Genomic DNA, 26,152 nt, shown 5'->3' on the forward strand with positions numbered 1-26,152 from the left:
GGGGCGCAGTGGTCGTTGCGGGGCGCTGTGGTCACTGCGGAGCGCGTCGCGCACGGCTCAGCGGAGCTTCGTGTACCGCACCCCGGCGTCGTGGTAGCCGCGCTTCTGGTAGAACCGGTGCGCGCTGTCGGTCGCGGCCGCACTCACGGCGCTCAAGCGACGCGCGCCCTGCTCGAGCGCCCACGTCTCGAAGGTGCCGAGGAGCGCGGAACCGGTGCCGGTCCTCCTGGCCGACTCGTCGACCACCAGCAGGAGCAGCTGCGCCGTCGGCTCGTCGCTCGCGTAGGCCCAGGTGACCTGCGCACCGGCGACGGCGACGGGCCGTCCGTCGCCGTCCCGGACCACCCAGGTGTGGTGCCCGGCCTCGGGCGTGAGCCGCTCGAGGCGAGCCCGCATGGACGACTCGTCGACCTCGTGGCCGAGCAGACGGACGAGGGCGGCGACGTCGGCGACGTCCGTGTCGGACCACGTGGTGATCGACTCGACGGTGAGGGTCATGTCGGCGACCCTACCGGGGCCGACCGTCCTGTTGCGACACCTTCCCGATCAACTGATATTCATATATGCTGTTCGCATATCACCCGCTCGGGGTGGTTCCGACCGACAGGACAGCCATGCACATCACCTCCCGCCACGGCCGCACCGCAGCCTGGATCGCCGTTCCCCTCGCCGTCGTCGCGAGTGGCGCGGTCATCGCCACCGCCTCGTACGCCGCCTTCTCGAGCAGCACCGACAACGCCGGCAACGCCTGGCGGACCGGTGCCGTCTCCCTCACGGACGACGACCAGGGCGTGGCGATGTTCGACGTCGACGACCTGGTGCCCGGCTCGTCCGGCACGAACTGCATCACCGTCACCGCCGCGACCACGAACGCGTCGACCGTCAAGCTGTACGCCGACGAGCAGGCCGACGACGACGCCCTCGCCCAGTACCTCGGCATGCAGGTCGAGCGCGGTGCGCTCGGGACCGCCGGCGACTGCAGCACCTTCACGGCGTCGACGACCGTCCACGACGGCACGCTCGCCGAGCTCATGGCGCACGACGCGTTCGGCACCGGGCTCGACTCGTGGAAGCCCGCCACCGGCACGACGAGCACGACCTACCGGTTCAGCTACGACCTGTCGGAGGACGCCCCGAACACCGTGCAGTCCTCCGAGGCCGGCACGACGTTCGTCTGGGAAGCCCAGACCGACTGACGCTCCCGCGTCCCTCAGCCCGACACCCGACCGACCGACGACCACGAGGAGCAGCCCATGCCGACCACCGTCACCCGACGACCCGTCCGGTGCGTCGGCGACCTGCCCCGGCTGCTCCTCGCGGTCGCCGCACGCACCGTGCTCTGGTCCGTGCTCCTGCTCGCGGTCTGGGCGTCGCTGCCGGCGGCCCTCGGCTGGCACGTCACGACGGTGGTCTCGGACTCGATGGCGCCCGGGATCCGCACCGGGGACGTCGTCGCGGCGATGCCCGCCGACGCGGACGCCGTCGAGCCCGGGAGGGTCCTGCTGGTCGACGACCCCGACCACGACGACCGCCTCCGACTCCACCGCCTCGAGCGGGTCGAGCAGGACGGCGACCTCCGACTCCGCGGCGACGCGAACCCCGCTGCCGACCGCACGCCGGTCGCCCCCGACGCTGTGCTCGGCATCGGGGTGCTGCGGTTCCCGTGGGTCGGACTGCCGGGGGTCTGGCTCCGGACCGGCGCACCCGTGCCGCTGCTGCTCACCACAGCGGTGGCAGCACTCCTCCTCGCCGCCACACGACTCGATCGCGACGTCGCTGACGGCCTGCCGTGTCGACGCTGCGGGGCCCCGCGCCGAGACCTCCGTTCGCCCATCACCGGAGAACCGGGCTCGGCACGTCGGCCAGGCTCCGCGACCGGCGGCGCGCCTCCCGTCGTCGCGACGGTCGCCGCCCTCGCCGCGATCACGGCCGTGTCGACACTCGTCGCGGGCGCGGGTTTCAGCGGCACGACGGCGACGGCCTCGGCGCTCGGCACCGAGACGTTCCCGTGCTTCCACCGCCCGGAGGGCAACGCCGTCCTGGCGTGGGACTTCGCCGAGAAGAACGGTCCGCTTGTGACCGACTCGAGCGGGTCGGGCGCCGACGGGGCGTTCTCCTCGTCAGCCGGTTCCCGGGTGGACGGTGACTGCGTCGCCAACCCGTACGCGTCCTTCCGGACGCAGGACGGCCTGGAGGGATGGGCCGTCACCGACACCGCCGTCGACGCTCCGAACGCGTTCACCATCGAGGTGTGGTTCCGCACGACCGACACGGGCGGTGGCAGGGTGTTCGGGTTCGGGTCCGACCGTTCTGCCGCCTCGACCCACCGCGACCGCCACCTCTACGTCGACGGCGCCGGCCGCCTGCGCTTCGGCGTCGAGGAGTCGGGCTCGCAGTTCAAGTTCACCCTGCTGTCGAGCTCCGTGGTGACCGACGGCGAATGGCACCACGCCGTCGGGGCGTTCCAGCCCCGTTCGATGACCCTCTGGCTGGACGGGGTGCAACAGGGCACGAGAGCGGATGCTGTCACGCTCCGTCAGTACAGCGGGCACTGGCGTGTCGGGCGGCAGACGCTGTCCGGCTGGCCGGCGGGTGCCGGCTTCGCGTACAACGGCGACGTCGACACCGCCAGGGTGCACGACCACGCGTTCACCGCCGACGAAGTCGCCGCGCGGTTCGCCGCCGGGCGCTGAACCCGGCGGCGCCGACCAGCCGCCGCTAGTGCGTCGCCTGCTCCTGGCGGATGCGCGCGAGGACCTCGCCGCGCAGCTGCTCCGGAGCGGTCTCCTTGCAGGCGCGACGGACGGTCTCGATGAGCACCACGCCGACGCGGTGCTCGGTCGTGCAGTCCTCGCAGCCGTCCATGTGCTCACGGATGTCCGCCGCGTCCTCGCGGCAGAGCTCGCCGTGCAGGAACTCCTCGAGCTCGGCCTTCGCCTTCGAGCAGTCGCACCCGCTCATCGTGCTTCCTTCCCTTCGACGCGACCCTGGGCCGCGGCGGTCTTGCGGCCTCGTCCGCGCATCGTCGCCGTCGACGCTGCGTCCGGGACGATGCCGGTCTCACGGGCGTGGTCCGCCAGGAGCCCCCGCAGGAGCCGGCGACCACGGTGGAGGCGGCTCATGACCGTCCCCACGGGGGTCTTCATGATGTCGGCGATCTCCTGGTAGGAGAACCCCTCGACATCGGCGAAGTAGACGGCCATCCGGAAGTCCTCCGGGATGGACTGCAGGGCGTCCTTCACGGCGGACGACGGCAGGTGGTCGATCGCGTCGGCCTCGGCGGACCGTGCGGAGATCGACTGGGTGACGCTCTCGGCGCCACCGAGCTGCCAGTCCTCGAGCTCGTCGATGGTGCCCTGGTACGGGTTCCGCTGGTTCTTGCGGTACGTGTTGATGAACGTGTTCGTCAGGATCCGGTAGAGCCAGGCCTTCAGGTTCGTGCCCTGCTTGAACTGGCGGAACGCGGCGAACGCCTTGACGAAGGTCTCCTGCACCAGGTCGGACGCGTCGGCCGGGTTGCGGGTCATCCGCATCGCCGCACCGTAGAGCTGGTCCATGAAGGGCAGGGCCTGGTCCTCGAACAGGGATCGGAGCTCCGACTCGGACACGGTCTTCGCGTCGACCGGCTCAGCCGCCGCCTGTTCCTCGGCCACGGCGTCGAGCTGCACCTCGGTCTCCTCGACCAGGTGGTGCGGTGCTGCCTGCGGTTCGTCGGTCGTCATCGCGGCCAAGTCTAGGCCGAGCGTCGTCGGCACGGCGGTCAGCACGGTGGCCGTGCCGGTGCGCGCTCGCGCGAGTGTTGCTGTCGCCACTGATCCTCCCGGTGCGTTCAGTACCCTGGTGAACCGATGGCAGACACGACGCATTCCCAGCACGGGGCACGGCCCTGGATCGCCCCGCTCGCCCGCGGGCCCCTGCGCGGCGACGTGTCGCTGCCCGGGTCGAAGTCGCTGACGAACCGGGAGCTCGTGCTCGCCGCCCTCGCCGACGGCCCGTCGGTCATCCGACTCCCCCTGCACTCCCGCGACTCGGCCCTCATGATCGCCGCGCTCCGGCAGCTCGGCGTCGGCATCGACGAGGTCGACCCCGTCGACGGCGCGGCCCCGAACCCCTACGGGCCCGACCTGCGGATCACGCCGGCCCCGATGCACGGCGACGTCCGCCTGGACTGCGGCCTCGCCGGCACCGTGATGCGGTTCGTCCCGCCGCTCGCCGCCCTGGCGGTCGGCCCCGTCACGGTCGACGGCGACCCGTACGCCCGCAAGCGTCCGATGCACGCGATCATCCGGGCGCTCGCCGACCTCGGCGTCGCCGTCACGGACGACGGCGACGGGGCGATGCCGTTCACCCTGACCGGCACCGGCTCGGTCCGCGGCGGGGCGCTCGAGATCGACGCGTCGGCGTCCTCGCAGTTCGTGTCCGGCCTGCTGCTCTCGGCGCCGCGCTTCGACGAGGGCCTGCACCTCACCCACGTCGGCGAACGGCTGCCCAGCCTGCCGCACATCGAGATGACCGTCGCCGCGCTGCGTGCCCGCGGCGTCACCGTCGACGAGCCGTCGGTCGGCGAGTGGGTCGTGCACCCCGGGCCGATCGCCGCCCGCGACGTCACGATCGAACCCGACCTGTCGAACGCCGCGCCGTTCGCGGCCGCCGCGCTCGTCGCGGGCGGCACGGTCCGCATCCGCACCTGGCCCACCGAGACGACGCAGGTCGGTGCCGACCTCGAGACGCTCCTGCCCCTGTGGGGGGCGAGCGTGGGTCGTGACGGTGACGACCTGGTCGTCGACGGCGGCGTCGGGATCCGTGGTGGGGCCTCCTTGCCGGGGCTCGAACTCGACCTGAGCCGCGGCGGCGAACTCGCCCCGGCGCTCGTCGCGCTGGCCGCGCTGGCGGACGGACCGAGCGTGGTCACCGGGATCGGCCACCTGCGTGGGCACGAGACGGACCGTCTCGCCGCGCTCGCGGCGGACGTCAACCGGTCTGGAGGCACGGTGCACGAACTCGACGACGGCCTGCGGATCGAGCCGGCGCCGCTCCACGGCAGCGACTGGGGCGCGTACGACGACCACCGGATGGCGACCGCCGGGGCGATCGTGGGCCTCGTCGTCGACGGCGTCGCCGTCGACGACATCGGGTCGACCGCGAAGACGCTGCCCCAGTTCCCGGAGCTGTGGGCGGCGTTGGTGGCGTCGTCGGCTCCCGCGGCGGACGGGGACCGACCGTGAGCTGGTGGGACGACGTCGACGGCGACGACTCCGACGCGGACGAGCCGTACGGGCAGTACGACGAGTCGAGCGTCCGGGTGCGCCCGAACCCGAAGGGCAACCGGCCCCGCACGAAGACCCGGCCGACGTACGACGACGCCCCCGTCGGGTGGGTGACGAACGTCGACCGCGGGCGGTTCGGCGTCCTGGTCGACGACCGCGTCATCACCGCCACGAAGGCCCGCGAGCTCGGCAAGAAGTCCGTCGTCACCGGCGACCGCGTCTCACTGGTCGGCGACGTCTCCGGCGACCCCGGCTCGCTGGCGCGGATCGTGAAGGTCGCGGAGCGCACGACCCTGCTGCGCCGGAGCGCCGACGACTCGGACGAGGTCGAGCGCGTCATCGTGGCGAACGCCGACCAGATGCTCATCGTGGTGGCCGCCGCCGACCCCGAGCCGCGCACCCGGCTCATCGACCGGTACCTCGTCGCGGCGTTCGACGCCGGACTCGACCCGGTCCTCTGCATCACGAAGACCGACCTCGCCGACCCGACCGCGTTCCTGGCGCACTTCGCGTGCCTCTCCCTGCGCATCGTGACGAGCCGCTCCGACGACGTGCCGTTCGAGGCGCTGCACGAGGTCCTCGACGACAAGGTCACCGTCACCGTCGGGCACTCCGGCGTGGGCAAGTCGACCCTCGTCAACGCGATCACCGGGTCGACGCGGGCGACCGGCGTCGTGAACGCCGTCACCGGTCGCGGCCGGCACACCTCGTCGTCGTCGATCGCCCTGCAGGTGCGCGACGGCGGCTGGATCATCGACACCCCGGGCGTGCGGTCGTTCGGCCTCGGCCACGTCGACCCCGCCAACGTATTCCGCGCGTTCGCGTCGCACGCCGTCCCGGTGCTGCCCGCACGCGACGGCATCCCGTTGGCGCAGGCCCACGACTGGGAGATCGTCGACCGGGTGCAGGACGGCGAGCTCGGCCCGACCGGCGTCGAGCGGCTCGACTCGTTCCGCGCACTGCTGACCGGCATGGGCGCCGCCGACCCCGGGTCGGAGTAGGGCGCCGGGGCGGGGTCGCCGGGGGCGAGGTCGTCGAGGCGCGTGGTCGCGAGGTCGCGAAATGGGCGCCCCTCGGCGCCGGCAGCCGGCACTCCGTGCGACCTCGGGGCTCGACCTGCGGCGGGTCGTGCGACCTCGGGCGCTGGCCGCCAGCCGCGAACGCGGTCGTCGACGATGGACGACGGCGCCGAGATCGCACTTCGACCCGTCACGTGCGTGCGGTACCGGGCGTGAGTGCGATCTCACCGGGCGGGTGCGGGTGCTCCCGCCCCGGGTCCCAACCCCGGTCGACCATCGGCACCGGCACCGGCACCGGCACCGGCACTGAGATCGCACTTCGGCCCGCTGAGCACGAGCGGTACCGGGCGCAAGTGCGATCTCACCGCACGGGGCCGGACCCCGGACCCCGCGGTGTACAGTTGGCCCTCGTGTCTGAAGTTGCAAAGTACAACTTTGCGCCGACCCCCGCTGTCGACGCCCCGTCCTCCACCGGTCCGACGACGACGTCGCACACGCACCACACCCCCACCCACAAGTCCTCGCGCGCCCCGAGGCCGCAGCGCCCGAACGACGTGCTGCGCCCCGCGGGCCTCGGGCGGATGCTGCAAACGTTCGGTTCGCACATCCTCGTGCCGCTGTTCCTGGCGGCCGGCATGGGGCTGGCCTACCTCGGCGCGTTCCACGCCCCGACCCCGCACGAGCTCCCCGTCGGCGTCGTCGGGCAAGGTGCAGCGACGCAGGTGTTCGCGCAGACCGTGACCGACGGGTCCGACGGCGCCCTCGTCGCCCACGTCGTCGGGAGCACCGGCGAGGCGGAGCGGCTCGTGCGGGACCGCGAACTCGCGGCGGTGTACGCCCCGACGACGACCGCGGCCACGCTGTACGTCTCGACCGCCGCGTCGGAGACGACCGCGAGCGCCGCCCAGAGGGTCTTCCTGCCGATCGCGTTCGAGCAGCACGTGCCGTTCCGCGTCGTCGACGTCGTGCCGACCGGAGACCAGGACACCACCGGCCAGGGCCTGTTCTTCCTGCTCGTCGCCCTGAGCGTCGGCGGCTACGCCTCGGCGATCGCGGTGGCTGCCTTCGCCACGCGGCTGCGTCCGCTCTGGACCGTGGTCGTCGGCCTCGCCACCTCGGGCGTCGTCGCGGGCATCGGTGTCGTCGTCGCGGGACCGGTCTACGGGGTGCTCACGACGCACCAGTGGCAGGTGTTCCTGTTCGCCTGGCTCTACGACGCGGTCATCGTCGCGCTCGGGGTGGGCCTGCACCCGCTGCTCGGTCGGTGGACCACGCCGGTGCTGACGATGCTGTTCGTGATGCTCAACTTCACGTCGTCTGCCGGGATCTTCCAGCCGGCATTCCAGCCCGGGTTCTTCGCGGCCCTCAACACCTTCTGGAGCGGCGCCGCGTGGCTCCGCGCGGCGCAGGACCTGCAGTACTTCCCGGGGGCGTCGCTCGGCCGGAGCGGACTCGTGCTCGGGCTGTGGTTCGCCGCGGCCGTCCTGCTCTGCGTCCTCGTGCACGGCCTCGTGGCGCGCCGGGCCCGGATCGCCCGGGAACGCGAGGTCAGCCGGCTCGAGGAGGAAGAGGTCGTCGCCGCCTGAGCGGTCGCGCCCGCTACGCTCGACCCGTGGACCTCCGCGCCGACCTGGACTTCGCCCGTTCCCTCGCCGACACCGCCGACGGCATCGCCCTCGAGCGGTTCCGCGCGGCGGACCTGCACGTGTCGAGGAAGGCCGACAGCACCCACGTCACGGACGCCGACCAGGCGGTCGAGCGGGCGCTCCGCGAGCGCATCGCGGCCGAGCGTCCGGACGACGCGTTCCTCGGCGAGGAGACCACCGCCGACACCGGGGCCGAGGCCACCAGCGAGGGACACCGCCAGTGGGTGGTCGACCCGATCGACGGCACCGCGAACTACCTGCGCGGGGTGCCGGTGTGGGCGACGCTCATCGCGCTCGCGGTCGACGGCCGCCCGGTCCTCGGCGTCGTGAGCGCCCCGGCGCTCGGCAAGCGCTGGTGGGCCGCCGAGGGACTCGGCGCGCACTCGTTCGACGGCGTGCTGCGGGTGTCCGGCGTCGCCGACCTGGCCGACGCCAGCCTGAGCTACAACAGCATCCAGCAGTGGGACGACGACGACCGCCTCGACACCCTGGTCGCGCTGTCCCGTCGGGTGTGGCGCACCCGGGCGTACGGGGACATGTGGTCGTACATGCTCGTCGCCGAGGGCGTGCTCGACATCGCGGGCGAGCCCGACCTCAAGCCGTGGGACATGGCCGCGCTCGTGCCCATCGTCGAGGAGGCCGGCGGCCGCTTCACGTCGCTCGACGGCGACCCCGGGCCGTGGCACGGCAGTGCGCTCGCGACGAACGGCCTGGTGCACGACGCGGTCGTCGAGCTCATCCGCCGCTGACCGACGAGCGGACGACGCACACCCCGCGCCCGACGACCCACAGCGCACGCCCACCGCACACCGTGGGCGGTCCGACCGCCGGACGGCGCAGCGCCGTCAGGCGGCCGCGGTCTCCGAGCGCCGAGCCGCACGCCGCCGGACCACCAGGTCCCCCACCGCGAGCACGAGGGCGAGCCCCATCAGGGACACCGTGAAGGTCGTCCCGCTGCGGAACGCGTCGTGGTACGCGTCGAGCCGTCCGCCGGAGCCGGACGCGGCACCGCGGACGATGCCGTAGAACACGCTCGTCGCGACCGCGGTGCCGACGGCGGTGCCGACGCGCTGCCCGAGCTGTTGCATCGACCCGGCGACCCCGGACTGCTCGACCGGGATCTCGGCGAGGGTCAGGGTCTGGTTCGGTGACACGACGAAGCCGCCGCCGAGGCCGCCGACCAGGAAGGCCCCGGCCATCGCCCAGGGCGTGACCGACGGCGGGGTGAGCGTCGCCGCGAGCATGAGCAGCACGAAGCCGACGACGACCACCGACAACCCGAACACGACGAGCGCCCGGCCGACCCGGTCGACGATGCGGCCGCCGACGTACGAGCCGACGGCGCTCGTCGCGGCGAAGGGGATGCTCACCATGCCGGCGAACAGCGGCGAGAGTCCGAGCCCCTCCTGCAGGAAGAGCGTCACCATGAGGAACGACGCCGGGATCGCCGCGAAGTACACCGCGACGATCGACAGCCCGTTGCGGTACGAGGACAGACGGAACAGCTCGAAGTGGACCACCGGCGACTTCCCCCGCTGCCGGTAGCGACGCTCCCAGAGCAGGAACAGGCCGAGGAACACCGCGAAGCCGACGAGCCAGAACCAGCGCCCGCCCGAGTCGCCCGCGCCGCTGGTGAGCACGAACGGCAGCATGAGCGTGATGATCGCCGCGCCGAGCAGCAGGATGCCGACGATGTCGAGCTCGCGGTCGCGTGCCTGCCCCTGCGCGCCCTTCGGCAGCAGCCGGATCGCGAAGACGAGGGCGGCGATGCCGAGCGGCACGTTCATCCAGAAGAGCAGCCGCCAGCCGGACGCCTCGCCGCCGATGGCGATGAGGCCGCCGCCGATGGTCGGGCCGAGGGCGGTGGAGATGCCGATCATCGCCCCGAACAGCCCGAACGCCCGACCGCGCTCGGGGCCCCGGAAGAGCTGCTGCACCAGGCCGATCACCTGGGGCATCTGGGTGCCCGCCGCGAAGCCCTGCAGGATGCGCGTGACGATGAGCACCTGGATCGTCGGGGCGATCGCGCACAGCAGGCTCGATCCGGTGAACGCGACGAGTCCGACGATGAAGAGCAGGCGCCGGCTCTTCAGGTCACCGAGCCGACCGGCCGGCACGAGGGCGAGCCCGAAGGCGAGCGCGTACCCCGCGACGATGAGCTGCAGCGACGAACTCGACGCCCCGAGGGACTGCTCGATCGACGGCAGGCCGACGTTGACCTTGGACAGGTCGAGGATCGTCAGGGCGGCGACGGCGACGCAGACGGCGAAGGCGCGCCACTTCGTCCGGTCGTCGAGGCGGGCGTCGGTCTGGTCAGCGGTTGACATCACGTCCGTGGTACACCCCGGTGGTCGGGACGGGGACCGGACAGGTCTGTACCCCACATCGCGACACGCCCGGCCGGGCACCCCCGTCGCGCCGCTCCCGGGACCCCCCGGACTGGGGGCACGCCAGGGGGACGGGTGTCCTGGCGGATGACTCGGACGGGCGGGACCTGGGTTATCGTGCATCCTGACGGCGTGTTCGACGAAGCCCGGGGATTCCCTAGATCCGCGGCCGACCCGGACCCGTCGATTCGTCCGGAAGACCCTAACCCGAGGGGTGATACAGACGATGACATCATCGTTCTCACGCGGAACCGAGTGCACCCTCACTCGACGACCGCATCCGATCCACGACAGTTCCCGCCCGCGCACCGTCTCCGCGATCTCCCCGATCGCCGCGTCGCCGGGCAGCCCCCGCGTCGTCTCCGCCTCCGGACCCGGAGGCCGGTGAGTCATGGCACTCACCGGTCGACGTCTCGAGGTCGACCGGATCGCGACCCTCGCCGTACTCCCCCGGGAGTCCGCGATGGTCGTGGTCGGCGATCCTGGTTCCGGGCGCAGCAGCGTCCTCGACGCGGTCGCGAACCGCGTCTCCCTCCCGGTCGTCCGGGTCGGCGTCAACGGGAGTGAGTCCCGCTGGCCGCTGGCCGGGGTGACCTCCCTGTTCACGGCACTCGACGACCCCCGCGCCACCGCACACATCGCCCACCTGCTGCAGGTGGACGGTGTGCCGGCAGCCCCTGCCCCCGGCCTGGCGGCGGCGCACCACTTCCTCGACGCCGTGCACGCCCTCACCCTGCCCCCGACGCTCGTGCTCATCGACGACCTCGACCGCATGGACGCCGAGAGCCAGGAGCTCATCGCGTTCCTGGCCGGCCGGCTCGCGGGCACCGCCCTGCGGGTCGTGGCCACGGTCCGCTCGGTGCCGTCGGACGGTCCGCTCGCGGCCCTGCCGGTGCTCCGTGTCGAACCGCTCCCCGCAGACGAGGCCCTCGCCCTCGCCCGGACGATGGCCCCCACCGACGCGAACGACGGCGTGCTCGCCGTCCTCGCCGACGAGACCGGCGGCAACCCCGGTGCGCTCCGCGAACAGCTCGCGGCGCTCACCCACGACCAGCTCACGGGCGTCGAGCCCGTCGTGCTGCCGCTGCGCCCCACCGCGACGACGCTCGCCGTCGCGGCCCGTGCGCTCGGGGCGGTCGACGGACGTGACCTGGACGTCCTCGCGAAGCTGTCCCTCGTGCCGGTCGCGAAGACCTCGGCGTGGGACCGCGACGAGCTCGACGACCTGGTCGGCGCCGGACTCGTGACGGTCCGTGGCCAGAGCGTCACGGTGCGGAACCCGCTCGTGCGGTCCGCGCTGTACTGGCGCATGCCGGCGCGCGACCGCCGGGCCGCGCACACCGAGCTCGCCGCGGCGAGCACCGACGTGGACCCGCGCGCCGCCGCGTGGCACCGGAGCTTCGTCGACGGCGTCCCCGACGTCGTCGCCCTGCTCCGTGCCGCACGCTCGTACGTGGTCGACGGCAACCTGCACGCCGCCGTCACCCTCACCGAGCGCGCCCTGCACGTCGGCGACGGCGTCGAGGACGAACAGGTGGCACTGCTCGGCGTCGCCGAGGTCCTGCTCGGCAACCGGCTGCTCGGCTCCGCCGCGCGGTACCTCGCGGCGATCCGGCCGTTCCGCACGACGGCGCACGAGACCCGACGGCTCCGTCTGCAGTACTCCGTGCAGTACCTCAGCGGCGACGCCGTGCACGCCGACGAGCTCCTGTTCCCGGTGAGCGGCGGTGACCGCGACGAGGTGGGCGGGGTCGCCGGGCTGCTGGCGATGGTCGCCTCCTTCCGCGCCGAGGCGTGGGAGCTCGACCAGGCGAAGGACCTGCTGGCCCGGGCCGACGCGCTCGCCCCGGCGGCGTCGGCGCACACGCTCGAGGTCGCCACCTCCGTGCGCGAGTTCATCGCCGCGGTGGACGGGGTCCTGCCGCCGGACGTCGAGCTGCACGACGGGCTCGCGACGTCCGAGCTGCTGGCCATGTCCGAACCGGCCCTGCTGCTGCTCGCCCACGCGCTGAGCATCGGCGAGCGGTACCGCAGCGCCCGACGGGTGTTCGCGCTCGTGCTGTCGCGCGGGCAGGAGGTGGCCCCGGTCTGGACCGAGGCCGCGCGGTCCCTGTCGGCCGAGAACGAGGTCCGCTCCGGGAACTTCCGCCAGGCACTCCGCGCGATCGACGTGTGGGAAGCCGGGTCGCCGGTGGTCGAGCGACTGCGCGAGCCGTCGCGGGCGATCGCGATCGCGTGGCGGCACTTCGCCGAGGGCCGGTCGTCCGACGCCCTCGACGTCCTGGCGCGCTGCCTCGGACACCGCACCACGAGCCGGCTGTGGGGTGCGACGGCGAAGCTGCACGCGCTCCGCGGGCGGATCCTGCTGCTCGACGGCCGGCTCGACGAGGCGGTGACCGCCCTCGAGGCGGCCGACGCCATCGGACGTCCGCTGCGGAACCCGGCGCTGCTGCGCCACCTCGGGGACCTCGTCGAGGCCTACGCGCGGCTCGGACGCCTCGACGACGCCCGGGCGGTCACCGCGCGACTCGCGGCGGACCACCACGCCCGCCCGGGCCGGTGGGGCGCCCTGGTGCTCGCACGGAGCCTGGCGCTCGTCGCCGACGACGCCACGCGGGAGACCGCCAGGCGGCGCGCGCTCGAGCTGTTCCAGCCGCACGACTCGCAGTTCGAGCGTGCCCGGACGTTCGCGGCGCTCGCCGCGGTCGGCAGCCCCGCCGAGCGTCCGCGGCTCGGCGCGGCAGCGGCGGCGGCGTACGAGGCCGCCGGGTTGCGTCGTCCGCTCGTGACGCCCTCACCGATGGTGCTCCCCCAGTCCGGTCCGGTGTCGTCGCTGCGGTCCGGCTTCGCGTCCGCGCCGTCGTCCCCGGGCACGCCGCGGAGCGCTCCGGACGCGTCGGCCGTGCTGACGTCGCTCACCGCCGAGGAGCGCGCCGTCGTGCAGAAGGTCACCGAGGGCTACCGCAACCGCGAGATCGCGTCGTCGCTGTTCATGTCGCAGCGGACGGTGGAGCTGCGGCTCACGCAGATCTACCGCAAGGTCGGCGCGCGCTCGCGGTCGCACCTGGTCGCGCTGCTGGGGTGACCACGGGTCGCCCCGGGCGATCGACGGACGGACGGGAGGCCCGGTNNCGGGCCTCCCGTCCGTCACGCCCCGTCTCCACGGCCCCCGCCCGTCCCGCGGCACCGGCCGCGTTGCGGGACCCCGCACGGGCCCGCGGCCCGTCGCACGCCGGGCGCGGTGAACCGCAAGAGCCACGCGCGGCCGTTGCCGCCGTCGCGGCGCGCGGCGATGCTGCTCCTGCACCGACCGCCGTGCCCCTCGTGGGGCCCGACCGCGTACCCGAGTCCGGTACCCGAACCGCTCGACCCGACGACCCCGGCCCGTCCCACGCCTGATCCGTGGACGGGTACCGCCGGACGGGCGGTCCCGGACCCGCGGCAGACCCGACGGCGGTCGGTGCCGTCCCGCTCCTGGTCCACCACCCCACGCTCCCCACCGAAGGGACAGCCGATGTGCGGCATCATCGCGGTCCGCGTCGCCGACGACGCCACCCCGTACCTGCTCGACGGGCTCGCCCGGCTCGGGCACCCCGCCCGCGTCTCCGCCGACACCGCCGTCCGGACCGTCCGTGGCGGCGCGGGGACGACCCGCTCGGTCGCCGGGGTCGGTTCGGCGCACCCGCACGGCGGCTGCTCGGACCGGATCAGCGTGGCGCACGACGGCGTGGTCACGAACGCCGGGCGGCTGCGGCGGACGCTCACCGCCCAGGGGCACCGGTTCCGGACCGCGGACGACGGCGAGGTCGTCGCGCACCTGGTGGGGCGGGCACTCGCGGTGGACCCCGACCTGATGCTCGCCGTGCAGGTCGCGACCGCACAGCTCGAGGGGTCGTGGGCGGTCGCCGTGCTCGACGCGCGGGACGGTCGGATGGTCGTCGCCGCCCACGGTTCCCCGCTCGTGGCGGCGCGGTCGCTGCTCGGCGACTTCGTGGCGAGCGACGTCACGGCGATCGCCCCGTGGTGCGAGACGTTCGTGGCGCTCCGTGACGGCGACGTCGTCGAGCTGGGCGACGCCTGGGACTGGTCGTCCGGCGGGGTCGCCGTCCCGGTACCGTTCCCGACCCCCACACCCTTCGCGGCGACGACGCCCGGCCGTGGCGACCACCCGGACCACATGGCGAAGGAGATCGCGGAGCAGCCCGCCGTCGTGGCGTCGATCCTGCGGCGTGTCGCACCGCACACCGCCGACGGCAGCGCGTGGGTGCGGCTCGGTCTGCCCGGCTTCCACCGCCTGGCCGTCGTCGCGTGCGGCAGCTCCCTGCACGCCGGCGAGGCGATCGCCGCGGCGGTGCGCGGCATCGGCGGCGTCCCCACGGACGTCGTCGTCGCCAGCGAGGCCGACCAGGCCGTGCTCGGGCCGAGCACGCTCGTCCTCGCGGTGAGCCGCTCCGGGGAGACCGCGGGCGTGCTCCGCGCCCTCGACGTCCTCGACGACCGGTACCCGGTGCTCGCCCTGACGAGCACCCTCGACTCGTCCCTGGCACGCCGGGCGGACGCCGTGCTCGACACCCGCGCCGGAGCCGAGGTCGGGGTCGCACCGACGAAGACGTTCACCGCGCAGGTCGTGGTCGGCATCGCGGCGATGGTCGCGGCGATGGTCACCTCCGGCCGCATCGAGCCGTCACGTGCCCGGCTCCTGGTCGACGAGCTCGCCGACCTGCCCGCCCGGCTCGTCCACGCGGAACAGGTGTCCGCCGATCGGATGCCGCTGCTCGTCGCGAGCGTGGCGCGGGCGGGCGGGTTCCTCGTCACCGCGCGCGGCGCGGCACTGCCGTACGCCGCCGAGGGCGCGCTCAAGCTCACCGAGCTGAGCTCCCGGTGGGCCGAGGCCCACCCCGTCGGCGAACTCCAGCACGGGGCGCTCGCCCTGGTCGACGAGGGCACCCCGGTGGTCGTCATCGACCAGGGCGAGCCCGACACCCTGGCCGCGGTGGCCGCGGTCCGTGCGCGCGGGGGCTTCGTGGTGACCATCGGCGGGGCGGGTTCGGACGTGCCCGCCCTCGGCCCCCGGGGCATCGGCGCCGCGGCGTGGGGACCGGTGGAGGCCGTCGTGCCCCTGCAGATGCTCGCCAGGGGCCTGGCCCTGCGACTCGGCTGCGCCGTCGACAAGCAGCTCCGCTCGACCGCCGCGGTCAGCGCGGAGTAGCCGCAGCCGCTTCCGTCGCCAGCGGTCGAGCCCCGGGCGACCGGTCAGGTCGGCGCTCGGTCAGGTCGGCGCTCGGTCAGGTCGGTGCGCGTTCAGGTCAGCGCGCGGACGCCGGTGACGACGGTGTCCCACACCGCGAGCAACGGCCCGCGCGCCAGCCACACCGCACCGGCGTTCACGAGCACGAACAGCACGAACCACAGCCCGGCCGGCACCCGCATCTCGGCGGCGGCGATGTGGAAGTCCGTCTGCACCCGGGCGCCCGTCAGCAGCCACCCGGCGACCCGCACGACCGACCGCAGCCCGTCGACCACGAAGAACGCGCCCACGGCGGCCACCACGAGCACCGTGGTCTCCGACGGCCGGAGCGCCACCCACAGCGCCAGTGCGTCGAAGCCGACGACGACGAGGACCCCGAACCAGTTCCGGACGAAGACGAGCGCGACGAGCCCGATCACCCCGAGCACCACGACCGGCAGCCACCGCGACCCGTGCAGCACCCCGGTGACGAGCAGCACCCCCGCCCAGAGCGGCGCACTGTAGCCGGCGTACAGGTTGAGCACGCGGACGAGCCACCGCACCCCGGACGGCACCCGACCGAGCTGCACCCAGGCCTCGCCGGAGCCGTCCGGGTGCAGGTCGATGCGCTGGATGCGCCCGCCGAAGGGCACGACGACGACGCAGTGGCCGACCTCGTGCGCGATGGTCGCGGCGATCCGGGCGACGCGACCCACCAGCGGCACGAACGGCAGGACGGCGCCGACGACGAGCGCGACGAAGACGAGGGGCGGGGCTGCGGTGGTCAAGGCACCAGCATCGCAGCCCCGGCCACCACCACGCCTGGGAAGACCGTCGGAGGCCGCCGACGTAACCGGACGTCGTGTTCACCACGACCCGGTCCGGGACTGCGAGGCTGACCGCGTCCCCGACCCAGGAGGTGTCCCGTGCCGAACGACCACCGCGGCTTCACGACCGAGCAGGTGCACGGCGGCGTCGTGCCCGACGTCGCCCACGGCGCCCGCGTGCCGGCGATCCACATGTCCTCCGGGTTCCTCTTCGACGACGCCGCCCAGGCCCGCGACCGCTTCGCCGGTACCGACGACGGCTACACGTACACGCGCCTCGGCAACCCGACGAACGCCGACGTCGAACGGCGCATCGCGCTGCTCGAGGGCGGCGTCGAGGCGATCCTCGTCGGCAGCGGCCAGGCGGCCGCGGCGATCACGTTCCTCGGACTCCTGCAGGCCGGCGACCACGTCGTCAGCGCCCGGAGCATCTACGAGGGCACCAGGGGGCTGCTCGTGCAGAACCTCGGCCGACTCGGCATCGAGGTCGACTTCGTCGCCGACCAGCGCGACCTCGACGCGTGGGCCCGGCTCGTCCGTCCGACCACGAAGGCGTTCTTCGCCGAGACGATCCCGAACCCGAAGAACGACGTCCTCGACATCACCGGCGTCGCCGAGACCGCGCACCGCGCCGGCGTGCCCCTCGTCGTCGACAACACCCTGGCCACGCCGTACCTGGTCCGGCCGATCGAGCACGGCGCCGACATCGTCGTCCACTCGGCGTCGAAGTTCCTGTCCGGCCACGGGTCGGGCCTCGGCGGGGTCGTCGTCGACGGCGGCACGTTCGACTGGTCCGCCACCCCCGGTCGCTTCGACCACCTGACCCGCCCGGAACGCTCGCTCGGCGGCGCGAGCTACGTCGAGCGGCACGGCACCCGCGCGTGGATCACCGCCACGCGCGACGACGTCGCCTCGCGCATGGGGCCGACCGCGTCCCCGTTCAACGCGTTCCTGCTCCGCCAGGGTCTCGAGACCCTGTCCCTGCGCGTCGAACGGCACAGCGCGAACGCGCTCGCCGTCGCGACCTTCCTGGACCAGCAGCCGGACGTGACGAGCGTCGACCACGCGGGCCTGGCCTCCAGTCCGTTCCACGACCTCGCCCAGCGGTACCTGCCCCGGGGAGCCGGGTCCGTCTTCTCCTTCACGCTCGCCGGCGGCGAGCCCGCCGCACACGCATTCATCGACGCGGTGCAGCTGTTCAGCCGGATGACCCACCTCGGCGACGTCCGCTCGCTCATCCTGCACCCGGCGACCACGACGCACGCCGGCCGCACGCCGCAGGAACGTGCCGCCCTGGGCATCCACGACGGCCTCCTCCGGCTGTCCGTCGGCATCGAGGACGTCGAGGACCTCATCGAGGACCTGGAGCGCGGCTTCGCGGCGGTCCGAGGACCGTCGGGGCGCACCGCCACGCCGCACGTCGTCGCCGGGGCGGCCTGACCGTGGCGGCGCTGCAGCACTTCGGGTACTTCTTCTCGCGCGGCTTCGGACCGCAGGCGTGGGGCCGGTCGGACTGGGACTGGGGCCACGACTGGACCAAGCCGGAGCTCTACCAGCAGTCGGTCCGGGCGCTCGAACAGGCCGGCATGGACCTCGTCATCGCCGAGGACGCCGTCTCGCTCGGCGACCCCGCGACGCTCGACCTGCGCATCCGGCAGGCCTACGGCGGCCCGAAGCACGACCCGCTGCTGCTCGCGCCGTACCTGTTCGCCGCTACGTCGCACATCGGCATCGCCCCGACCGTGAACGCCGGCATCACCCCGCCGTACCTGGCGGCACGGCAGTTCGCCACGCTCGCGCACCTGTCCGGTGACCGCCTCGGCATCAACGTCGTCACCGACACCGGCAGCGCTCGGCACGTCGGCCTGGCACCGATCCCGCACGACCAGGCCTACGACCGGGCCGAGGAGTGGCTCACGCTCGTCCGCCGCCTCTGGCACTCCTGGGGCTCCGGGTACGTCGGCGACGCGTCGGACTGGACCTTCGCGGACGGCGACGCCCTCGACGCCTTCCACCACGAGGGCGCCCACTTCACGGTCGACGGGCCGCTCAACGCCCTGCCGCTGGACACCGACCCCGTCGTGGTCTCCCCCGGCGGCTCCGGCCGCGGCCTCGGGTTCGCCGGCACCCACTCGGACGTCCAGCTCGCGCTCGCACCACTGTCGGCGTCGGCCGTCCGCGAGTACCGGAGCCGGGTCACGGACGCCGCAGCGCTGGCCGGGCGCTCCCCGTCCGACCTGCGCGTGCTGTTCGTGCTCAAGCCCGTGATCGTGCCGTCGTCCGCCGAGGCCGACCGGCTCGTCGAGGCGTCCGCGCACCCGTCGGACGAGGACCTGCGGACCGCTGCGGTCGCCTGGTCGAGCGACTCCGAGACCGACCTGCTCTCGCTCGACCTCGACGCTCCGATCCCGGCGAGCACCTTCGGCGACCACGTCTCCGCCGGCACCGTCCGCGGCCTGGTCGGCGACACCCCGGACGCCCCGCTGCGGGAGCTGCTCACGCGGAAGGCGCGGCTCGGGCGGGTGTCCGAGCGCGACGGCTTCGTCGGCACCGCCGAGGAGTTCGCGGACTTCATCGAGGAGCTCGGCAGCGACGCCGACAACGACGGCATCATCTTCTCCGGGGACCTGCACCCGGCGCAGGTCCATCGGATGTTCGGGGACCTGGTGCCGGCGCTCCGACGCCGTGGACTCCTGCGACGGGAGTACGGCGCCGGAGGGATCCGGGCGAACCTGTTCGACTTCTAGGGCGGCGGGGCGGCTAGCGCTGCTTCGACTTCTTACCGCCCGACTTCTTCTTGTCGTCGGACTTCTTCTTGTCGTGCTTCTTCTCCTTGCCCGACTTCTTCTTGTCGGACTTCTTCCCGCCCGACTTTTTCTTGTCGTGCTTGTCCGACTTCTTCTCGTCGGGCTTCTTCTCCTTGCCCGACTTCTTCTGCTCGGACTGCTCCTGCGCTCCGGTCGGCTGCTGCTCGTCGGTCGTCGGGACCACGGCCTGCTCGGCTGTGGTCGGCTCCACCACGACCACCGAGCCGGTGCCCTCGAGCACGTCGACGGGTTCCTCGGTGAGCTCGGTCGCGAGGGCGTCCTCCACCCGCTCGACCGTCACCTCGGCACCGTCCTCGGCGAGCCGGAGCAGGGCCGACGCCGCACGCAGGCGCGTCGTGCTCTTCCGGGCGAGCACGTCCGCGCGCGCTCCCTCGAGGAAGGCGCGGAGCGTCCGCTCCGGCACCGAGCGGCCCCGGGGTGCGGCACGGTCCAGGCGGTCGAGCTCCCCCGCGACACCGGCGGCGTCGTCGGCGACCGGTTCGTCGCGCACCGCAGCGACGAGCGAGGCGACCGCTGCGGCGGCACGCTCCACCGCGGCACTGCGCTGGTCGAGCACGACGAGCATCTCGAACGTCGATCCGTACGACACGGTCTCGAGCCGGACCGGCTCGGCACCGCGCCCGCGGATGACCAGGCGCGCGTCAGGCGTCGGCAGCCAGGCGGTCAGGGCGGCCACGGTCGCGACCGACCCGACGATCCGCTCGTACTCGGCGAGTCCCACCCGCTCCTGTTCCTGCAGTCGGACTCGGATCGCGATCTCCTGCACCACGTGCTGACCTCTCGTTCGGGTTCGACGCGAGCGGGGTCCCGCGTCCGACCCCGGAGCGTAGTCCGGCCGGGTGGCAGGACGACGAACGCCCCGCCACCGNNCGGTGGCGGGGCGTTCGTCGTGGCGACTCGGCGTGACAGCGGCTCGACGGCCGACGAATGGTGGAGATGGGGGGAATCGAACCCCCGTCCATCGCTGCAATTCGACGTCTTCTACGGGCGTATCCGGATGATTCGTTCTGCTCGGCCCCGTCCTTTGCTACCGGCTTCTAGGACGACGGGCCCAGTCTCAGTGCAAGTCCCGCACGGCCCTGAGGCGCAACCGTGCAGCAAGTCCTCTGGATGACGCCGGGATCAGGTTAGGGGACGGTCACCTGGCCGACGGACTTCATGTGCTGGGCTGCTTACGCAGCGAGAGCGAAGTCAGTGCGCTTGGAATTGGCACTTGTTGTTTTCCACGGATCGTTCACGAGATGACCGTGGGTCCTCGGCCCGCTTCCCGTCGGCACACAGGCAATGTCGAAACCGATCATCCCCATACGGGCCGGACGTGCGAGCCGCTGTCACGCTGTTGAGTTACCGATGCCCCCGGAGGAGCAGTCCCTCAGTCTAGCCGACCGAGGTGGTCCGACGCTACTCGCCGACGCGGTTCCGCGTGCGCATCGCCCGCTCGGCTTCGCGCTTGTCGGTCTTCTCGCGCAGGGCCTGCCGCTTGTCGAACTCGCGCTTGCCCTTGGCGACCGCGATCTCGACCTTGACCCGGCCGTCGTGGAAGTAGATCTGCAGGGGCACGAGCGTGTAGCCGCCCTGCGCCGTCTTGTGCGAGATCTTCACGATCTGCTGCTTGTGGAGCAGGAGCTTGCGCTTCCGTCGCGGCGAGTGGTTGTTCCACGTGCCCTCGGTGTACTCCGGGATGTGCACGGCGTCGATCCACGCTTCGCCACCGTCGATGTAGGCATACCCGTCGACCAACGACGCCCGTCCCATGCGCAGGGACTTCACCTCGGTGCCGGACAGGACCATGCCCGCTTCGTACGTGTCCTCGATGAGGTAGTCGTGTCGGGCGCGACGGTTCGTCGCGACGATCTTCTCCCCGCGTTCCTTCGCCATGACGGACTCCTCTCGATTCGGCCGCTGCACTGCGCAGCCCTACAGACTACCGAACACCGTCGGCCCCGTGCACCTTCCCGGCGCGCCGATGTCGGCAAGACGCCGCCGGTGTCGGCGAGGCATTGCCGCCGGCGGCGCAGACCTCAGACCTTCAGGTAGCGCCGGATCGCGATCGACGCCGACACCGCCGCGAGCAGCACCCCGATCACGATGACCGCAGGCACGACGATCGCCGCGTCCCCCATGCCGATGAAGGCCGTCCCGGTGAAGCGCTCCGCCAGGAAGTTCCGGACGAAGAACCAGACCACCGCGGTGATCGCACCGCCGGCCAGGACCGCACCGATGGCGGCCGCGATGACCCCCTCGAGCACGAAGGGTGTCTGGATGAACCGGTTCGACGCGCCGACCAATCGCATGATGCCGAGCTCTCGCCGTCGACTGAACGCCGACAACCGGATCGTCGTCGCGATGAGCAGCACGGCGGCGACGAGCATGAGTGCCGCGACGCCGATCGCCGTGTAGGACGCGGCGTTGAGCAGGTTGAAGATCGGCTGCAGGTAGCCGCGTTGGTCGACGACGCTCTGCACACCGGCGACCTTCGACAGGCTCTCGACGAGGACGTCCGCCTGCGACGGGTTCTTCAGGTTCACCCAGAAGGTCTCGTTGAGGTACTCGGGCTTGACGAACTCCGTCGCCGCGGAGTCCTTGAACTGCTGCTTGAACCGGGTGAACGCCTGGTCCTGGTCCTCGTAGTACGTCTTCTCGATGTACGGCTGCAGCGTCGACGACTCGAGCTGCGACTGGATCTGCTTCCGCTGGTCCTCGGTGGCCTTGGCCCCCGTGCAGTTGCCGGTCGTGTCGGTGTCGGTGCACAGGTACACCGCGACCTGCGCCCGGTCGTACCAGTAGCCCTTCATCTGGTTGATCTGCATCTGCAGCAGGATCGCGGTGCCCACGAACGTGAGCGAGATGAAGGTCACCAGGACGACGGAGACCACCATCGAGGCGTTGCGGCGCAGGCCCGAGCCGACCTCGGACATGACGAGTCCGAGCCTCATCGGATGAGCCCCGGGATCGTCTGGATGCCGGTGGTGTTCGAGACACCGGCACCACGCTGGATCGGCACGGCCTGGGTCTGGTAGCCGCCGGACTGCTCGTCGCGCAGGACGGTGCCGTTCGAGAGCTCGATGACCCGGCGCTGCATCTGGTTGACGATGCTGGCGTCGTGCGTCGCCATGAGCACGGTGGTGCCTCCCTGGTTGATGCGTTCGAGGAGCGCCATGATGCCCGCCGACGTGGTCGGGTCGAGGTTGCCGGTGGGCTCGTCGGCGAGGAGCACCGACGGCTTGTTCACGACGGCCCGCGCGATGGCGACGCGCTGCTGCTCACCACCGGAGAGCTCGTGCGGCATGCGCGTGGCCTTGCCGGCGAGCCCGACGAGCTTGAGGACGTCGGTGACGGCCTCGCTGATGAAGCCCTTGCTCTTGCCGATCACCTGCAGCGAGAACGCGACGTTGTCGAAGACGTTCTTGTTCGGCAGCAGGCGGAAGTCCTGGAAGACGACGCCGAGGTTCCGCCGGAAGTACGGCACCTTGCGGGACGCGAGTGCGCCGAGCCGCTGCCCGAGCACGTGGATCTGCCCGCTCGTCGGCTTCTCCTCCTTGAGCACGAGGCGCAGGAAGCTGGACTTGCCGGACCCGGAGGCGCCGACGAGGAACACGAACTCGCCCTTGAGGATCTCGAGGGTGAGGTTGTCGAGTGCCGGACTCGGGTTGCCCGAGTAGACCTTGGTGACCTGGTCGAATTTGATCATGACCGGATCAGGGTAGGTCGCCCTGCCTGGAACACGAGCGAGGCGCGCGGCTCAGGAGCCGTCGGATTGCTTCCGCCACCGGATGCCGGCGTTGATGAACCCGTCCAGGTCGCCGTCGAACACGGCTGAGGGGTTGTTCACCTCGTGCTCGCTCCGCAGGTCCTTCACCATCTGGTACGGCGCGAGGACGTAGGAGCGGATCTGGTCGCCCCAGCTCGCCGTGATGTTGCCGGCGAGCTCCTTCTTCTTCGCGTTCTCCTCTTCCTTCTTCAGCAGGAGCAGGCGCGACTGCAGCACGCGCATGGCGGCCGCACGGTTCTGGATCTGCGACTTCTCGTTCTGCATCGAGACGACGGTGCCGGTCGGGATGTGCGTCAGGCGCACCGCGGAGTCGGTCGTGTTGACGGACTGCCCACCGGGGCCCGACGAGCGGAACACGTCGACGCGGATGTCGTTCTCGGGGATGTCGATGACGGCGGTCTCCGGCATGAGCGGGATGACCTCGACCGCGGCGAACGAGGTCTGGCGCTTGCCCGCGGCGCCGAACGGCGACATGCGGACGAGTCGGTGCGTGCCGGCCTCGATCGACAGGGTGCCGAAGGCGTGCGGAGCGTCCACCTCGAAGGTGGCCGACTTGATGCCGGCCTCTTCCGCGTAGGAGGTCTCCATCACGGTCGTCTTGTAGCCGTGCTGTTCGGCGTAGCGCAGGTACATGCGCATGAGCATGTCCGCGAAGTCCGCGGCGTCGACGCCGCCGGCGCCGGCGCGGATCGTGATGACGGCCGGGCGATCGTCGTACTCGCCGTCGAGCAGGGTCTGCACCTCGAGGTCGCCCATGGTCTTCTGGATCGCCTTGAGCTCGGCGGCCGCCTCGTCCGCGGCCTCCTGGTCCTCGGCCTCGTTCGCCATCTCGACGAGCACCTCGAGGTCGTCGATGCGTGCCTCGGTGTCGGTGATCTTCTTCAGCTCGGCCTGCCGGTGCGAGAGCGCGCTCGTCACCTGCTGCGCGTGCTCGACGTCGTCCCAGAGGTCCTGGGCCCCGGCCTGCTCGCTGAGTTCGGCGATCTCGCGCTGCAGGCGGTCGACGTCGACCACCGAGCGGATGTTGCCGAACGTCACGCGGAGGGCGGAGAGCTGCTCGGAGAAGTCCAGTTCGACCATGGTCATCGATCCTACCGGCGCTACCGGCGGGTTCGCGTCGCGCCAGCGACGCGCCGGTCGCGCCGAGCGACGGCCGAGCCGGCGGACCGGTCGGGAGGCCCGGTGCGGCTCCGGCACGCCGGTCGCGGTCCGCGCCGTGGTGCGTCCGCCCCACGCCCGCACCGAGCGGTGCGGGTCACGACTGCGGTCCGGTCGGCCGACGTCGGTGGCGGGCCCGGGCGACCAGCACGAGCGCGGCGCCCGCGGCCGCACTCGCGAGCAGGAGGCCGGCACCGAGTGCCGCCGTCCCGGACCACCCGCCGAAGATCGCGTGGACGAGCAGGCCGGCCCCGACCGCGAACGCCGTCAGCAGCGCGGTGTACAGCGGCTCACGCCACGGCGGACCGACGAGGGACCGTCGGTCCAGTGAGAGCCCCCGGTCGGCTCGGTCCCGCGCGGCTCGCTGTCGGTCCTGGATCGCGAGCCCGGTCGCGGGACCCCAGAAGGCCACGAACGCCGTGCTGCCCTCCTGCTCCAGCACCACCAGCGCGGCGAACGTCGCCACCGCCCCGCCGAGGTACCACCACGGGAACACCCGTCGGAGCGGGACCGCCCACCGGCCGTCCCGCCCGGCACCGCTGTCCGAGGTCGCCATCACGCTCTCGACCATACGCACCGGTCCGTGCCGGGGTCGTCGACGGCGACTCGCGTCACCCACCGATGCCGTCGAGCTCGGCGAGGACCTCGGCGGACAGGGACAGACCGGCACCGGCGATGTTCTCGCGGAGGTGCGCCACCGACGACGTCCCCGGGATGAGCAGGATGTTCGGTGCCCGGTGCAGCAGCCAGGCCAGCGCGACCGACATCGGTGACGCACCGAGTCGGCGGGCGACCGCGGCGAGCGCGTCGGACTGCAACGGGGTGAACCCGCCGAGGGGGAAGAACGGGATGTACGCGACGCCGTCGTCGGCCAGCTGGTCGATGAGCTCGTCGTCCGTCCGGTGCGCGAGGTTGTACATGTTCTGCACCGACACGACGGGAGCGATGGACCGCGCCTGGGCCACCTGGTCGGCGGTCGCGTTGCTGACGCCGAGGTGCCGGACGACCCCCTGCTGCTGCAGGTCGACCAGGGTCTCGAACGCCGCATCGATGCGACCGGGCACCGGTCCGTCGGCGTCGCCGAGGCGCAGGTGCACGAGGTCGAGGACGTCGACGCCGAGCGTCTCGAGGTTGTCGTCGACCTGAGCCCGGAGCTCGTCGGGTTCGCGGGCGGCCGGCCACCCGCCCTGTGCGTCCCGGCGCCCACCCGCCTTCGTGGCGATGAACAGGTCCGAGGCGGAGGGTGCCAGGGCCTCCCGGATGAGCTCGTTCACCACGCGCGGCCCGTACGTCTCGGCGGTGTCGATGTGCGTGATCCCGCTCGCGACGGCCTCACGCAGGACGGCCACCGCCGCGTCGTGGTCTGCGGGCGGACCCACGACCCACGGTCCGGCGAGTTGCATGGCGCCGTAGCCGAACCGTGGGACGGTGCGGTACCCGATCGTCCAGGTGCCGCCGGGCAGTGCGTGGTCGGTGCTGGTCATCGTCGGGTCTCCTGGTGCTTGTCGGAAGGTGTCCACGTGCTCCACCCTGGTGGAGCTGCTTCCCGACGGGAAGGAGTTACCCAGAAGTGCGTAGATGACGAGAAGGTGACCGTGGCGACGACGACGGCAGCGGAGAAGAAGGCCGCGGCGAAGACGCAGTACAACGCGTTCCTGGCCGCGTGCCCGAGCCAGCAGCTCCTCGCGCGGGTGTCCGGCAAGTGGGTGACCCTGGTCCTGTCCGCCCTGGGCAGCGGGCCGGACTGCGACGGCGACCCTCGACCGATGCGGTACTCAGAACTGGCGCGGGTGCTCGCCGGCGTGAGTCCGAAGATGCTGTCACAGACGCTGCGGTCGCTCGAGCGGGACGGACTGGTCGACCGGACCGCGACCGCGACGGTCCCGGTGACGGTCACCTACGAGCTGACCGCCCTCGGGCTCTCGCTGCACCGGACGGTCCGGCAGCTGAAGCTGTGGTCCGAGGCGAACCGTGACGACGTCGCGGCCGCTCAGGAGCGGTTCGACGCCGCCCGGTAGCCG

The 26,152-nt window shown here is 72.5% G+C and carries 23 protein-coding genes and 1 other RNA gene; 11 read left to right on the top strand and 13 right to left on the bottom strand.

Annotated elements, in window-relative coordinates:
* Positions 1–57: 57 nt before the first annotated feature.
* On the bottom strand, positions 58–498 hold the full coding sequence (locus tag BIU94_RS02045) for a GNAT family N-acetyltransferase (protein WP_071253734.1): 441 nt from the start codon (positions 496–498) through the stop codon (positions 58–60).
* A gap of 116 nt (positions 499–614) precedes the next feature.
* On the opposite strand from BIU94_RS02045, the gene BIU94_RS02050 reads away from it, so the two are divergent.
* Positions 615–1,196, top strand: coding sequence for a hypothetical protein (locus tag BIU94_RS02050; protein ID WP_071253736.1), 582 nt, complete (start codon positions 615–617; stop codon positions 1,194–1,196).
* 57 nt (positions 1,197–1,253) lie between these two features.
* A complete protein-coding gene (locus tag BIU94_RS02055) occupies positions 1,254–2,693 on the top strand; it encodes a LamG-like jellyroll fold domain-containing protein (protein ID WP_071253738.1) in 1,440 nt (479 codons plus the stop codon).
* 25 nt (positions 2,694–2,718) lie between these two features.
* On the opposite strand, the gene BIU94_RS02060 is transcribed toward BIU94_RS02055, so the two are convergent.
* Together BIU94_RS02060 and BIU94_RS02065 are read right to left on the bottom strand one after the other, a co-directional pair.
* Positions 2,719–2,961 carry a zf-HC2 domain-containing protein gene (locus BIU94_RS02060; RefSeq protein WP_071253739.1) on the bottom strand — a complete coding sequence of 81 codons (243 nt, stop codon included), beginning with the start codon at positions 2,959–2,961 and terminating at the stop codon, positions 2,719–2,721.
* Complete coding sequence (locus BIU94_RS02065) at positions 2,958–3,722, bottom strand: sigma-70 family RNA polymerase sigma factor (RefSeq protein WP_139196245.1); 765 nt, start codon at positions 3,720–3,722, stop codon at positions 2,958–2,960. The genes BIU94_RS02060 and BIU94_RS02065 overlap by 4 nt, the downstream gene beginning before the upstream one ends.
* Positions 3,723–3,848: 126 nt before the next feature.
* Here BIU94_RS02065 and aroA point away from each other — a divergent pair, with 126 nt between their 5' ends.
* From aroA to BIU94_RS02085, 4 genes are all read left to right on the top strand, one after another.
* Complete coding sequence (gene aroA / locus BIU94_RS02070) at positions 3,849–5,225, top strand: 3-phosphoshikimate 1-carboxyvinyltransferase (RefSeq protein WP_071253741.1); 1,377 nt, start codon at positions 3,849–3,851, stop codon at positions 5,223–5,225.
* Positions 5,222–6,268, top strand: coding sequence for a ribosome small subunit-dependent GTPase A (gene rsgA / locus BIU94_RS02075; RefSeq protein WP_071253903.1), 1,047 nt, complete (start codon positions 5,222–5,224; stop codon positions 6,266–6,268). The genes aroA and rsgA overlap by 4 nt, the downstream gene beginning before the upstream one ends.
* A gap of 428 nt (positions 6,269–6,696) precedes the next feature.
* The gene (locus BIU94_RS02080; protein WP_139196247.1) at positions 6,697–7,872 is read left to right on the top strand and encodes a hypothetical protein; all 1,176 of its coding nucleotides are present in this window, start codon (positions 6,697–6,699) and stop codon (positions 7,870–7,872) included.
* Between the two features lie 26 nt (positions 7,873–7,898).
* Complete coding sequence (locus BIU94_RS02085; protein WP_083404529.1) at positions 7,899–8,681, top strand: inositol monophosphatase family protein; 783 nt, start codon at positions 7,899–7,901, stop codon at positions 8,679–8,681.
* Positions 8,682–8,777: 96 nt separating this feature from the next.
* Here BIU94_RS02085 and BIU94_RS02090 read toward each other — a convergent pair whose 3' ends face one another.
* Entirely contained in the window at positions 8,778–10,259 is a 1,482-nt protein-coding gene (locus BIU94_RS02090) for an MFS transporter (RefSeq protein WP_071253745.1), read from the bottom strand.
* A gap of 451 nt (positions 10,260–10,710) precedes the next feature.
* Between BIU94_RS02090 and BIU94_RS02095 the strand changes: the two genes are divergently transcribed.
* Together BIU94_RS02095 and BIU94_RS02100 are read left to right on the top strand one after the other, a co-directional pair.
* Positions 10,711–13,404 carry a LuxR family transcriptional regulator gene (locus tag BIU94_RS02095; RefSeq protein ID WP_071253747.1) on the top strand — a complete coding sequence of 898 codons (2,694 nt, stop codon included), beginning with the start codon at positions 10,711–10,713 and terminating at the stop codon, positions 13,402–13,404.
* Positions 13,405–13,833: 429 nt separating this feature from the next.
* Positions 13,834–15,528 carry an SIS domain-containing protein gene (locus BIU94_RS02100; protein ID WP_071253749.1) on the top strand — a complete coding sequence of 565 codons (1,695 nt, stop codon included), beginning with the start codon at positions 13,834–13,836 and terminating at the stop codon, positions 15,526–15,528.
* Positions 15,529–15,620: 92 nt separating this feature from the next.
* Here the strand turns inward: BIU94_RS02100 and BIU94_RS02105 are convergent, their stop codons facing one another.
* A complete protein-coding gene (locus BIU94_RS02105) occupies positions 15,621–16,334 on the bottom strand; it encodes a M50 family metallopeptidase (protein WP_071253751.1) in 714 nt (237 codons plus the stop codon).
* Between the two features lie 138 nt (positions 16,335–16,472).
* Here BIU94_RS02105 and BIU94_RS02110 point away from each other — a divergent pair, with 138 nt between their 5' ends.
* The gene (locus tag BIU94_RS02110) at positions 16,473–17,813 is read left to right on the top strand and encodes an O-acetylhomoserine aminocarboxypropyltransferase/cysteine synthase family protein (protein WP_254782901.1); all 1,341 of its coding nucleotides are present in this window, start codon (positions 16,473–16,475) and stop codon (positions 17,811–17,813) included.
* A gap of 2 nt (positions 17,814–17,815) precedes the next feature.
* On the top strand, positions 17,816–19,120 hold the full coding sequence (locus BIU94_RS02115) for an LLM class flavin-dependent oxidoreductase (protein WP_071253753.1): 1,305 nt from the start codon (positions 17,816–17,818) through the stop codon (positions 19,118–19,120).
* A gap of 13 nt (positions 19,121–19,133) precedes the next feature.
* On the opposite strand, the gene BIU94_RS02120 is transcribed toward BIU94_RS02115, so the two are convergent.
* From BIU94_RS02120 to BIU94_RS02155, 8 genes are all read right to left on the bottom strand, one after another.
* A complete protein-coding gene (locus tag BIU94_RS02120; RefSeq protein WP_071253755.1) occupies positions 19,134–19,970 on the bottom strand; it encodes a hypothetical protein in 837 nt (278 codons plus the stop codon).
* Between the two features lie 159 nt (positions 19,971–20,129).
* Positions 20,130–20,506: a transfer-messenger RNA gene (gene ssrA, locus BIU94_RS02125) on the bottom strand.
* Positions 20,507–20,602: 96 nt separating this feature from the next.
* Entirely contained in the window at positions 20,603–21,079 is a 477-nt protein-coding gene (smpB, locus tag BIU94_RS02130; protein ID WP_071253756.1) for an SsrA-binding protein SmpB, read from the bottom strand.
* 143 nt (positions 21,080–21,222) lie between these two features.
* Positions 21,223–22,137: a permease-like cell division protein FtsX gene (ftsX, locus tag BIU94_RS02135; protein WP_071253758.1), complete on the bottom strand. Its 915-nt coding sequence runs from the start codon at positions 22,135–22,137 to the stop codon at positions 21,223–21,225.
* Positions 22,134–22,892, bottom strand: coding sequence for a cell division ATP-binding protein FtsE (ftsE, locus tag BIU94_RS02140; protein ID WP_071253760.1), 759 nt, complete (start codon positions 22,890–22,892; stop codon positions 22,134–22,136). Before ftsE ends, ftsX begins: the two co-directional genes overlap by 4 nt.
* A gap of 51 nt (positions 22,893–22,943) precedes the next feature.
* The gene (prfB, locus tag BIU94_RS02145) at positions 22,944–24,053 is read right to left on the bottom strand and encodes a peptide chain release factor 2 (protein WP_071253906.1); all 1,110 of its coding nucleotides are present in this window, start codon (positions 24,051–24,053) and stop codon (positions 22,944–22,946) included.
* A gap of 175 nt (positions 24,054–24,228) precedes the next feature.
* Positions 24,229–24,690, bottom strand: a complete 462-nt coding sequence (locus BIU94_RS02150; protein WP_139195901.1) for a hypothetical protein — start codon at positions 24,688–24,690, stop codon at positions 24,229–24,231.
* Positions 24,691–24,742: 52 nt separating this feature from the next.
* The gene (locus BIU94_RS02155; protein WP_071253764.1) at positions 24,743–25,615 is read right to left on the bottom strand and encodes an oxidoreductase; all 873 of its coding nucleotides are present in this window, start codon (positions 25,613–25,615) and stop codon (positions 24,743–24,745) included.
* 111 nt (positions 25,616–25,726) lie between these two features.
* Here BIU94_RS02155 and BIU94_RS02160 point away from each other — a divergent pair, with 111 nt between their 5' ends.
* Positions 25,727–26,149: a helix-turn-helix domain-containing protein gene (locus BIU94_RS02160; RefSeq protein WP_071253908.1), complete on the top strand. Its 423-nt coding sequence runs from the start codon at positions 25,727–25,729 to the stop codon at positions 26,147–26,149.
* Positions 26,150–26,152 lie beyond the last annotated feature (3 nt).

Origin of the sequence: Curtobacterium sp. MMLR14_006 (assembly GCF_001864985.1) — a bacterium.
Lineage (GTDB): Bacteria > Actinomycetota > Actinomycetes > Actinomycetales > Microbacteriaceae > Curtobacterium.

Bases quoted from the DNA above. Each gene is read 5' to 3' on its own strand.
- ftsX (WP_071253758.1), bottom strand. From the start codon at position 22,137: ATGAGGCTCGGACTCGTCATGTCCGAGGTCGGCTCGGGCCTGCGCCGC.
- BIU94_RS02100 (WP_071253749.1), top strand. From the start codon at position 13,834: ATGTGCGGCATCATCGCGGTCCGCGTCGCCGACGACGCCACCCCGTAC.
- BIU94_RS02060 (WP_071253739.1), bottom strand. From the start codon at position 2,961: ATGAGCGGGTGCGACTGCTCGAAGGCGAAGGCCGAGCTCGAGGAGTTC.
- BIU94_RS02050 (WP_071253736.1), top strand. From the start codon at position 615: ATGCACATCACCTCCCGCCACGGCCGCACCGCAGCCTGGATCGCCGTT.
- ftsE (WP_071253760.1), bottom strand. From the start codon at position 22,892: ATGATCAAATTCGACCAGGTCACCAAGGTCTACTCGGGCAACCCGAGT.
- BIU94_RS02155 (WP_071253764.1), bottom strand. From the start codon at position 25,615: ATGACCAGCACCGACCACGCACTGCCCGGCGGCACCTGGACGATCGGG.
- smpB (WP_071253756.1), bottom strand. From the start codon at position 21,079: ATGGCGAAGGAACGCGGGGAGAAGATCGTCGCGACGAACCGTCGCGCC.
- BIU94_RS02045 (WP_071253734.1), bottom strand. From the start codon at position 498: ATGACCCTCACCGTCGAGTCGATCACCACGTGGTCCGACACGGACGTC.
- BIU94_RS02095 (WP_071253747.1), top strand. From the start codon at position 10,711: ATGGCACTCACCGGTCGACGTCTCGAGGTCGACCGGATCGCGACCCTC.
- BIU94_RS02065 (WP_139196245.1), bottom strand. From the start codon at position 3,722: ATGACGACCGACGAACCGCAGGCAGCACCGCACCACCTGGTCGAGGAG.
- BIU94_RS02055 (WP_071253738.1), top strand. From the start codon at position 1,254: ATGCCGACCACCGTCACCCGACGACCCGTCCGGTGCGTCGGCGACCTG.
- BIU94_RS02090 (WP_071253745.1), bottom strand. From the start codon at position 10,259: ATGTCAACCGCTGACCAGACCGACGCCCGCCTCGACGACCGGACGAAG.
- aroA (WP_071253741.1), top strand. From the start codon at position 3,849: ATGGCAGACACGACGCATTCCCAGCACGGGGCACGGCCCTGGATCGCC.
- prfB (WP_071253906.1), bottom strand. From the start codon at position 24,053: ATGGTCGAACTGGACTTCTCCGAGCAGCTCTCCGCCCTCCGCGTGACG.